Source organism: Nostoc sp. NMS4 (assembly GCF_017115095.1).
GTDB lineage: Bacteria > Cyanobacteriota > Cyanobacteriia > Cyanobacteriales > Nostocaceae > Nostoc.
The window spans coordinates 1-10140 of record NZ_JABXKI010000351.1; the positions used below are offsets into that span (position 1 = coordinate 1).

Sequence of the window (10140 nt, forward strand, 5' to 3'; positions counted from 1 at the left end):
TTTGTCGGGTCTGCACCTTCACGTCCCGATTTAATCAGAATCGGCCCATCTGGGATGATGCTTAAATCAATAGTACAATGGTTTACAAGTCGTTTGTGCATGGATGTATTTATCTCAATAAATCTGTTTAGGCTGCAACTAAATTATTTAGCTGTAATTCAGATTGTTGGAATACAAAATTAGCAGCAGCAAATAATTTATCTAGTTCATAAATGGTAAAAGGAGTCATATTTCTGGTAAACCTGTCACCTTCTAATTTACCAAATTGCCATGTTGCGCCATTAGAAACAATACCAAAAATAATTATTTGATATTCTCCATTTAATCTTTGAGCAGCAATCATTTCTGCTAAACATTGCGCCCAACCTGTTTCAAAGTTATCTTGTTTGGCTTCAACTAAAATAAAGTATGGTTTGTCAAAGACGACTTTACCTAATGGTGAACGTTTCGCCAAAATATATTCAGGAAATCCTGATAATTTTTCATCATAATTTAAGGATTCATGACTCCATAAAATAAAATGTTGACGGTAGGTTTTCCAAACTTCTTTAAGAACCGGATAAATGAGATTTTCGCAGATAGCAAATTCTGAGTTATCAACAACAGCATCCCGCATCATCAGTTCTAAATCTTCGCGGAAGTAGTCGGGAATATTAAAGGGAATTTCGCTAATAAAATTGGCTTCGGTATAGATAACTTGAAATGCTTTGAGAACTTCACCGATAGTTTTATAGTTACTGAAAGCCATTTTAACCTCTTCAAGATTGTGTTTGGGTTGTAGTCGTAGAACTTTTGGGTAGATTTTCTGTTAAATATGTGATGAGAGATTGAGTCCATTTTTGTTTGGATTCTTTACCATCTTCATAGCTGGATAATTTATCACCTAAGTTGCTATTAACTAATTCTTGCAAGTAGGTTAATAATTTTTCTGGTTTGTTGTTAATATCAAGCCAGTACATCTTATCAATTTCTAGTTTAACAACTCCCAAACCGCGAGAACGTCCACCACCCAAAGGTATTTGTTCAGTTTCAAATTGGTGTAACCCAATCATTAACAGTCCCAGTTCCCATTCATCGGCATTTTCCACCACAGCTTTAAATTCAAACTGTGTCGCCGCTGGAACTACTTGGAAATCGTAGAGTTTTCCATCTGCGGCTGTTTCGGTGTCTCTGTCTATGGCTACACCGTCTCTTTCTTGATATTGTCCAAACCAGGTATCAGGTACTACGGTTAAATCTCTGACTTGGAATTTACTGGCGATCCAGGGTGAACCGAAGAGGTGTGAAGTTAAATCATGTTTTTCTAAAATCTTTAGAATTTCTTCCGTGAGTCGCTTATCAGCTTTTAGATTTTTTTCTTGATCATCTTTTAGTTCATCTTCAATTTCTTGTTTGATAGTATCCAAACCTTTTTTGAGAATATTTCCATGTTCATCTTTTATGGTTTTGGATGGAATAGATGATTCTGCTTCAATTGTAGGATTGGCTGCCAAATTTACATCTATACCTCTGAGGAAACTTTCGAGGCGCGATCGCATTGCACCTTTGAAGCTAGAACCAGGTATTAATGGATGACCCAAAGCATCTTTTATTACGGGTAAATCTGAACCAATTGGTTCACTAGAACGACCTGCGCTGATGCGTAATGCTGTGATTGTCGTGAGTGTACCTGTGATTTCTAAGCGATTTTTGAATGTGTCGAACATAAATTTTATCCTTGATTTTCTGTGTTGATTTAGCGTCTCGGATACGTAGGAGATTGCATTTCTTTTGCTAAAATCTTAGTCATCCTAATTAATTCATTCCCTGACACCACTACAACTCTATTATTCTTTGCCTTATTTAGAAATTCTTCTCCTACGTCATTTTCGCTTGTTATGAATAATTTTACACAGTAATTTCCTCCTAGTTTCTCTGCTTTTGAACTAAGAACAGACAAATCGTCAGCATCTAGTTTCCCACCAGTTTTACATTCACAAATCATTGCATTAGCACTGTTTAAACAAAACACATCTATCTCGCCTCTATAATTATCTATTTCGACTCCCATTTCTACAGAATCAAAGCTACACTGTTTAGCTGAGGAGTATACGAATATCTCTAACCAATCTCCTGCCAAAAAAGCATATTTTTCTTTTGTTTCTATGCGAAATTTAATGGCATTATTCAATGTTTCAAATTTATGGATAATTGAATAAACTTCTAATTCTCTAAAAAAAGTTTCTAATTCACTAGTTAACATCCCTAATTTAGTAAAATCTTCTGCATGTATTTTGAATCCTCTTGGTGCTTTAATACTGTTACCACTACCTGCATTACTGCGAATCACATAAAGAATTTTTCTTGATATTTCAATACTTTCCACGATATATTTTGCCATTATTTCTATATTGCTTTCATGGCAAAATTTCTTTTTGAAAATATTAAAATCATACATAGCGACGTAATTTTCTACAGTTAATTTCTTATTAAAAGCTACAGGTTTTTTGCCAAAAACTAGTGGAATAATCTGTGATTGATCTGTGTTTACGGTAAATACTAAAACATCTTTATACTTTTCCTGAACATAACTATAAACTGAAAAAGCCATTGATTGAGGCACAGTACTTAAATTTACATATTTTAACTGTTCTACACCTTGACAAAGCTTTTGTACAGCTATATATACTTCATCAAACTTGTTAGGATCAACACTAATTACATCACTTTCGTTATCACAAACCAAATTTTTTCTTTCTTGCTTAATAACTTTTTCTATATTTTTTTGAACCTGTAAATATTGCTCTTCTATACACAGCAAAAATTTTATCCTATCAACTTGATCAAGAAATTGAAGAACTCCTGCAATTGCTGGAACTCCACTACGACCTCCAATCAGAACTAGCATTACTCTCTCTGACATATAGGACTCCTATTTTCTTGAATTTGTGCAGTTAATTATTAATTCAATTCTTGGCAAATATTTATAATTTACCATCGCGCTTATATTTCAAATGACGTGCGCCATAGCCCAAATAGCGGCGAATCAGTTCTAGCCAAATAGGTTTAAAGTCTGTTTGACAACATTCAGCAATTATGTGAGCATTTTTCTTGATATTGCCATCAATATCTTCGATAATTTTCTCAGCTAGAGAACCTTTACCTCTACCCCATTTTTTATCTCTACCTACTTGATAACGGATAAAATTTTTAATTACTTCTACACTATCAGTAGTGTCTGAGACACGTAATAAGTTGCGAAATTGAGATTCTTCTAAATCTCCATATATTCCTGTATCTAATGCAGATTGAATAAGTATAACTAGCTCATCTTCAGCTAGGCGAATTCCTTTTTGCACTTGTAAATCGGTTTGTTGCTCTGATAAATTACTCATACTGCTTCCTCTCTAAATACACTATGAAACTCATTACAAATTTGCACTTGTCCGAAACCTTCGGAAGTGCGATCGCCTATTCCATAAATTTCTAAATCTTCCCAAGGTTTTAACCACAAATCCTTATTTTCGGTACTGAATAAATATACCCCTCCTCTATTTGTCACTAACTCCACATCTTTCATTAACCCCCACGCGGAATTCCAACCAGAACGGTACTCATAGCTACTGTAAGCAGTATAAAGTTGCAAAGATGGATCATTCACCCCTGTAAGTTGTTGTAGCATTATTTCAGAAATTACCGTTGTGCGTCGCCAATTTTCATTTAAAATTGCATCTGCTTGTAAATCTACTGTAAAATAAATTCGATTTTTTGGTATCTTGTAAACTTCACCAAATATATTCCCCCATTCATTCCAGCGTGTATGTAATTTCTGATTAAATTGATGAATTCGACTATCTACATTTGACTTGATATCACTTTGCTTTTTAGCTGTAATTTTGACTTTTCCTAAACCTCGTGAACTGGAACCTCCTAAACGAAAATTATCTTGATGATTGTCAATAAATGTGTGTAGAGAATCTAATAAATCATCAGGTACTAAAATCACACTTGTATATATTACAAATTGCTTTTTTTGTTCCTTCGATTCGTTTAATACCTCGATACTATAAAGTACCCTTTCTTCAGAAGTAGCACGACGGCGATTTATACCAACTCTCGTTAATAAACGATTACTTGTAGAATGACTATAATACTTTCCGTCTATTTGACTGTAAAAACCAGTGAAAGTATCTACTCTACCCCCGTCTCCAGGACAATTAGGGTCATAAATATGACTATAGCTATCAGCACAAAAACGGTCAATTAAAGTGTCAAAAACTCCATAATTTAATTTGGATTTAAAGCCAGGTTTAGTTTTAGAGCTAAGAACTGTAGAAGGTAAAACTGTTACTTGTAATTGAGGTTTAGTCCGACGTTGAATCATCGCAGGATAAGCATTTTGAAAAATAGCCGGATTTTCACTTAAAAATAATTTGTGAAAGTCATCACCTTCTTGAATTTCTTGATTCGCTTCCTTTAATATTTGACTAGCAACAGCACCACGAATTACTGAACCGGGAATATAAGTTTCAGCCTCACTTATATTCCCTCCTGGTTTCTGTCGCCCTATTGCTAAAGGAGATAAAGCTTTAATTTCTAAATTAATCTTTTTCATTATTTCCCACTCCTTTAGCTAAAAAATTCCATGCTGCTTGTTCGACAGATAACGCGGGTAATTCCCAATTTAACCACCCCAAGCCAGCAGATTTACTCCCACCTAAAGCGTTAATGTGTCGCAGTCCCGCTAAAACTAATGCACCTATATAATCTGGGTTATTAAATGGTGACTTAGATATATAAATATTACCTTTGAATCTCAATTTAATATTGGCTGGGGATGTTTCCAAAAAGTAAAGTTTACTTTCTTCCGCAATGCGACGACGACGGTTTATTGTTACTCCAGGACGGATAATTTCTGGTAAATTTTCTGCTTCTTCTTCACAAATTAAATCATCAAATATGATCCGAGAAGGTAAGACGGGATTTCCAAAAATTTGACAAATTAAACAATGATAGTTTTTATCATCTTCTGATATTTTATATTCTTCCCTATCAAAATTACTATCTAAACCTGCTCTTTGCGGACACATTGTTTGTGGGTTGGGAGAATGGCAAATATCCCAATTTAAACCTCTGGCAATTTTTTCGCACTCATGGCGTAAACGCCCTTTTAATTGGGAAGCAGGAATGAGTAAATTTCCTTCAGCGTTGCGAACTATGGGTTTATCTGCGAGTGAACCGGAAGAACCTCCAGCACCAATACATAAAGCTGTATCAATGATAGCGGTAATGGTATAGGGTTGGAGTGAGTTAGGTAGTTGTTCTAATTTAATCATGACTCAACTTCCGCAGGTAAATTTTCTGATACTTCATTTTCTACTTCTTCTACAAATTCATAGATATCAATCATATCTCGCCAAATTGTTTCAAAAAGAGGATAACCTGATTTATCATCTTCTAAGGAACCATCATCATACATCCAAGGTGCTAAATTACCGCCATTGTTTTCGTTTTTAGGTGTACACCAAGCTTTTTCAAAATCATTTTTTAATTCAGATTTACCCTGCTTGAGTCTAACTCGGAAATACCGATAATTGAGAATAGCTGTATGCTTACCCCGTTCTAATAAGCTCCTGATTTGGTAAAGTTGTGATTTGGGAAATTTAGCTTTTTTCAACGCTGCAATTGATTTTATTAATCCTCCTAATTCATGTATTGTATAAGGTGCTGCATAGAGTTTTAAAGTCGGAGAAGTATTTACAGTTAATGCTTCAGCACGAAAATCTTTCACAGTAGACGCAATCATTGTCACAGACTTTAGTGTTATGAAATCTATTGTTCCGCCATGATATCCCACTTTTTTTAATTTCTTAGCCCGATCTTTGGCGGTTTTTAGTAATTGCTCAATTAAGTCTTCAGCATAGTATATAGGTGTATTAAAAGCCGTAATTAAAACACCTATAGATGTACTAAGTTTACATTCTGAAGGTGCAGCTTTTGATGGTTGGTAACGATGAATTTCGTTTGGTTTAAATGGCTTATCGAATTTTAGCTTATAATTACCTGAAATACGCTTTTCTTCTTTTATTTGAGGTTGAATTTCTACTAATTTAATTTTATCGAGCAAAATTTCTTCAAATCTCTCGGCTATCATTTGAGAAATTTCTAAAGTTTTATTAGCAGGTACAACAATGAAAATGTCATCGCCACCAATGGTAATTATTTCAAAAGGATGAATCAAATCGCCATTTTCTAGTTCTGATTCTTCATCATTTAAATGTTTGAGTATATGAGGGTGCAAATTTTCAGCTAATGCTTGATAAACTGCATATCTTGTTGCTAGGTCTATATCTCGACTAAATTCTTTGTGTTTTTCTGGCCTACGAATTTTTTGGATATATCCACCCATGTTATTACCGTCAGCATAGATATAACCTAGAAAACCTTTACTAGCGTTACTAACATGAGTAAGAGTTTGGGCTGTTTTTACGTCTCTGGGTTTTACACCTGCATAGTATTTAGTTTTGTAAGTTGGATTTTCATCTAAAAATTCATTAAATCTATTTACCCAGCTTTCAACTATACCTCTACGCCATTGCAATTGAGAATCAAGATACCATTGTGGTTCTTTTGGATCACCATCTTTAGCTCTATCACCAAAAAGATATTTTCTAACTGATGGTTCAGAAAAATAAGTTTCTCTAGCTAGTTTGTCTACTTGCAAAATAGCAGAACGGTTTTCCTCTCCATCTCTGACTAAATAAGGATGGGTTTCAAGCATCGGTGGATAGCGGCGGGTGGTTTTACGTCCAGGAATATCATTGCCGCTACGTCGTTTATTAAATAAAACAGCTAATTTTGTAGTAATTTCATTGAAGCTTTTACGAATTGTAAATACTTCTAATCGTTCTTTTTCATCTTTCGGATATCCAAAATAAGCCTGAATTATTGGTTTTTGGTAATTCTTATGATACCACTCTAACCAAGGTGTATCTTCTATATTTTCCTTGAGTAAACCAAACCGGATTTCTAATAATCTAAATGTGTCGCCAACTGCACAAGAGTTAGCTGTTAAGGTTTCATGAGTATAACGCTTTTCAATGGCATCAGCTAAATCATGAACATAAGCAGCAGGGCAAAAAGCAAGAATATTTCCACCTGTGGAATAAATAATTAGTTCGGGAATGAGAACTTCGGATAATTTGAAATCTTCATGAAAGTTCTCATTTAGCCATGTTCTAATATCTATACATTGAGCTTTATAAAGATTGGGGTTATATTCTGGTTGATAATCATCATTGAAAAATGCTTTTAAATCAATCTGGTTGATTCTATCTAATAAACCAGATGCACCGCGTATTTCTTGAATCTTTGCGGATTCAAACACATAGTTTTTAACTTTGGTAGCACCACCATAAACTAAACCAATTTTAGTAGTTTGATTCCATAAATTAGAGTATTTCTCTTTTAGCTCATCCAGAGTTTGTGGAAAATCATCATCATCTTTGATACTTTGGAATTCTTCTACTTGTTGAACAATTGCTTTAACCGCTTCGGGAACTTCTTTAGTATTATTCTGATTCAAAGCTTCCCGCATTTGCTGTAAAACAGTAATATCAAACTGCGGTTGACGTTCGTGACCCCAAGCTAGACACCAAGCGATCGCTACATTAACAGAATTCATACTCATTTACCTCAAATTAATCCCACCAACAACCGTGCTAAAGCCTTTACCATCGGACGTTCTGAAACATCCTCTCCACGCTGTAACCGATGAATACTACCCGTGAGAATGGGAGACTGAGATTCAATGCGATCGCATTCCCCATAGTAATCACTGTGTATAATCGCAATTATCCGCAACTTTATATTTATACAAAAATTTTCCCAGTCTTTAACTTTACTCTTATCTCCGCTCAGTATTATTACATGGGTAGCATGTTGCATGATTAACTTGTTTTCATCTGTCGTTTTACCACCTACATCAACCAAAATTAGCGGTTCGGGACAATTTTTTACCCACTCTGCTCTGACTCTCACAAACTCTGGGGTAAAATTTGTCTTATACGCCTTCTTATATTGTTTTGCTTCTTCTAGGTTGCGCTGTGCTGTCTCACTAAACCAACTACCCTCCCCATCAGGATTTGCTGTAATTACAAAGGGATAAGGAGCGTCAGGAATTTGGCGAATTGCCTGTTTCAAACCCTCTCGCAAACAAGATTTACCAGACTGGGGCGGACCACATAAGACAACTTTTACCGATTTAAGCATTACTGAGTTTCCATTTACTCACTTTAATCAATTAAGTCTCCCAGCTTATACGAGGGATTGTGTGTAATAGAAATGACATATTTACCTAATTTTGGATCGTAAAAAGCAACAGCACCATATATATGAGCAAGTTTATGTGCTAGAACAAACGCTACAGGGATAGAAATAGGCCCATTAATCTTTAGAAGTGGCCCTCCCGCGAGTTCTCCTGATGTTGCCATTTCCTCCAAGCGGGCTGCGGCATCACGTACAATCTGGTCATTTTGGGCAGGTTCACCAAAATTTATCCGTAAAATTCCGTCTTTTAGCTCGATTTTGTAAGTACTCATTACCTTTAGCTTTATTTGATTGATACATCATACACCTGCCTGGAAGAAGTATCTTCCAAGATGTTGTATCTTAATATTGTTATTTTTATCGGAATTGGACTGTTGTCTGAACTAGTTTTTCAAGATATTCCTGATGTAGAACTATTGCAGTGCTTAGGACGCGGATATCTCAAGCAAAATCTACTACGAGCAATTCGGTTGTGGGTATGGTTGCGATCGCTATATGGTGACAATCAAGATCGTGTGGTTTTAGACGATTCTTTCTCTTACGCAGATTGGCGGAATGCATTCTTCAGTTCTACACATCCTAAAGGAGAAGAAATTCCCGCCATACATGACTCTCATTGTCCGTGCGCCAAAACCGTAGCCGAATGGTTATTCAGTGAAAAAACAGGAATAGTTGCTGCCCACTGGCAAAAATTAATCCTTGCTCACACAGGTATGGCTGAATCTGAACTGGATACTTTATTGCAACGGCGTTTATTTGGTGTAACTCGTCGTTCACTACAAGCTGATTTAGAAACTCTAGCTAAACTCGGCTGGCTTGTATACAAATACGAAAAATACTACCGAGTTTGCGAGTTTCCACTACATCCGATAACTACAAAAGATCGGGCAAGTGCTACTCAAGTTGGTGCTTATGAATTGAGTTTCATGCATGAAGATTTGGTAGGGTTTGCAGAAAATCACTCCCAAAAAATCAATGGTGTACAACGTTTCTTCTTAAAACTCGATTATGTGATTCCCCGTAGTACCCTAGACATGGTTGATGATTGGCAAGAGCAATTAAAACAACTTTGGGCAAAAACTTCTGTTCCACCGATCAAATTAACTTATACTAGCGCCAGACTTGAGGGTAACGTTAATTGTATCGTTTATCCAGTATGCATCTACTACGTACAGAGAGCGGTTTATCTGTGTGCCTATGGCGAAAGCCCTCAAAAAGATACTAACTGGTATAATTTTCGCCTTGACCGGATTCGGAGTTTGGTTGCTCTAGAGTGGACAGACCCTAGACTACCCTCAAACTTACAACAGCAATATCAACAGAAGTCTTTACCGAACCCAGATGATATTGCTTTGGAAATGTCTAAAGTATGGGGATTTGATTTCTACTTGCCTTCCCAATTGATGTTACTCCGATTTGACCGAGAATTCTGCGATCGCTACATTAAAGGTACTGAACGCCACGACACTTTTGAAGAAATTAGCTACCAGCAAGTACAACGTTTAATTCAAGGTGAAATCAAGCAACCTCAACAGCAAACTTTATTAAAAATCCTTGCCAAGCGATCGCCTAAAGATGCTTACTATCAAGCGCGTATCCGATATCAAGATAACGAACACAGAGATAACAATCTAGTCATGCGTTTACGAGCTTGGCAACCAAAAGTTGAAGTTTTGACACCTTGGGATTTACGGCAAAGCTTTGCTGCTGATGCCGCTACCCAATTTATGCTTTATCAAAATTGAAAAAGGGACTGGGGATTGGGGAGACAAGGGAGACAAGGAGATAAACAAAACTCCTAACTCCTAACTCCTAACTCAGCACTCAGCACTC

Annotated in this window: 10 protein-coding genes and 1 pseudogene; 1 reads left to right on the forward strand and 10 read right to left on the reverse strand. The window is 36.0% G+C overall.

The window, feature by feature from the left end:
* The 10 genes and pseudogenes from HWQ37_RS30785 to HWQ37_RS30830 form a co-directional block, all read right to left on the reverse strand.
* Positions 1–101, reverse strand: a pseudogene (locus tag HWQ37_RS30785) (RAMP superfamily CRISPR-associated protein); the annotation flags it as partial.
* Between the two features lie 26 nt (positions 102–127).
* On the reverse strand, positions 128–748 hold the full coding sequence (locus HWQ37_RS30790; protein WP_292754376.1) for a hypothetical protein: 621 nt from the start codon (positions 746–748) through the stop codon (positions 128–130).
* A 10-nt stretch (positions 749–758) separates the two neighbouring features.
* The gene (gene csx7, locus HWQ37_RS30795; RefSeq protein ID WP_292754379.1) at positions 759–1706 is read right to left on the reverse strand and encodes a type III CRISPR-associated RAMP protein Csx7; all 948 of its coding nucleotides are present in this window, start codon (positions 1704–1706) and stop codon (positions 759–761) included.
* Positions 1707–1735: 29 nt separating this feature from the next.
* A complete protein-coding gene (locus HWQ37_RS30800; RefSeq protein ID WP_292754382.1) occupies positions 1736–2902 on the reverse strand; it encodes a Card1-like endonuclease domain-containing protein in 1167 nt (388 codons plus the stop codon).
* 61 nt (positions 2903–2963) lie between these two features.
* Positions 2964–3374 (reverse strand): hypothetical protein, encoded by a 411-nt coding sequence (locus HWQ37_RS30805; protein WP_292754385.1) that lies wholly within the window; start codon positions 3372–3374, stop codon positions 2964–2966.
* A complete protein-coding gene (csx10, locus tag HWQ37_RS30810; RefSeq protein WP_292754388.1) occupies positions 3371–4594 on the reverse strand; it encodes a type III-D CRISPR-associated RAMP protein Csx10 in 1224 nt (407 codons plus the stop codon). Before csx10 ends, HWQ37_RS30805 begins: the two co-directional genes overlap by 4 nt.
* A complete protein-coding gene (locus HWQ37_RS30815) occupies positions 4581–5315 on the reverse strand; it encodes an RAMP superfamily CRISPR-associated protein (RefSeq protein WP_292754391.1) in 735 nt (244 codons plus the stop codon). Before HWQ37_RS30815 ends, csx10 begins: the two co-directional genes overlap by 14 nt.
* Complete coding sequence (gene cas10, locus HWQ37_RS30820; RefSeq protein ID WP_465249730.1) at positions 5312–7669, reverse strand: type III-B CRISPR-associated protein Cas10/Cmr2; 2358 nt, start codon at positions 7667–7669, stop codon at positions 5312–5314. Before cas10 ends, HWQ37_RS30815 begins: the two co-directional genes overlap by 4 nt.
* Before the next feature lie 5 nt (positions 7670–7674).
* The gene (locus tag HWQ37_RS30825; RefSeq protein WP_292754396.1) at positions 7675–8250 is read right to left on the reverse strand and encodes a hypothetical protein; all 576 of its coding nucleotides are present in this window, start codon (positions 8248–8250) and stop codon (positions 7675–7677) included.
* Positions 8251–8273: 23 nt separating this feature from the next.
* The gene (locus tag HWQ37_RS30830; RefSeq protein WP_292754399.1) at positions 8274–8579 is read right to left on the reverse strand and encodes a CRISPR-associated protein Csx3; all 306 of its coding nucleotides are present in this window, start codon (positions 8577–8579) and stop codon (positions 8274–8276) included.
* Between the two features lie 102 nt (positions 8580–8681).
* Between HWQ37_RS30830 and HWQ37_RS30835 the strand changes: the two genes are divergently transcribed.
* Positions 8682–10052, forward strand: coding sequence for a TIGR03985 family CRISPR-associated protein (locus HWQ37_RS30835; protein ID WP_292754402.1), 1371 nt, complete (start codon positions 8682–8684; stop codon positions 10050–10052).
* Positions 10053–10140 lie beyond the last annotated feature (88 nt).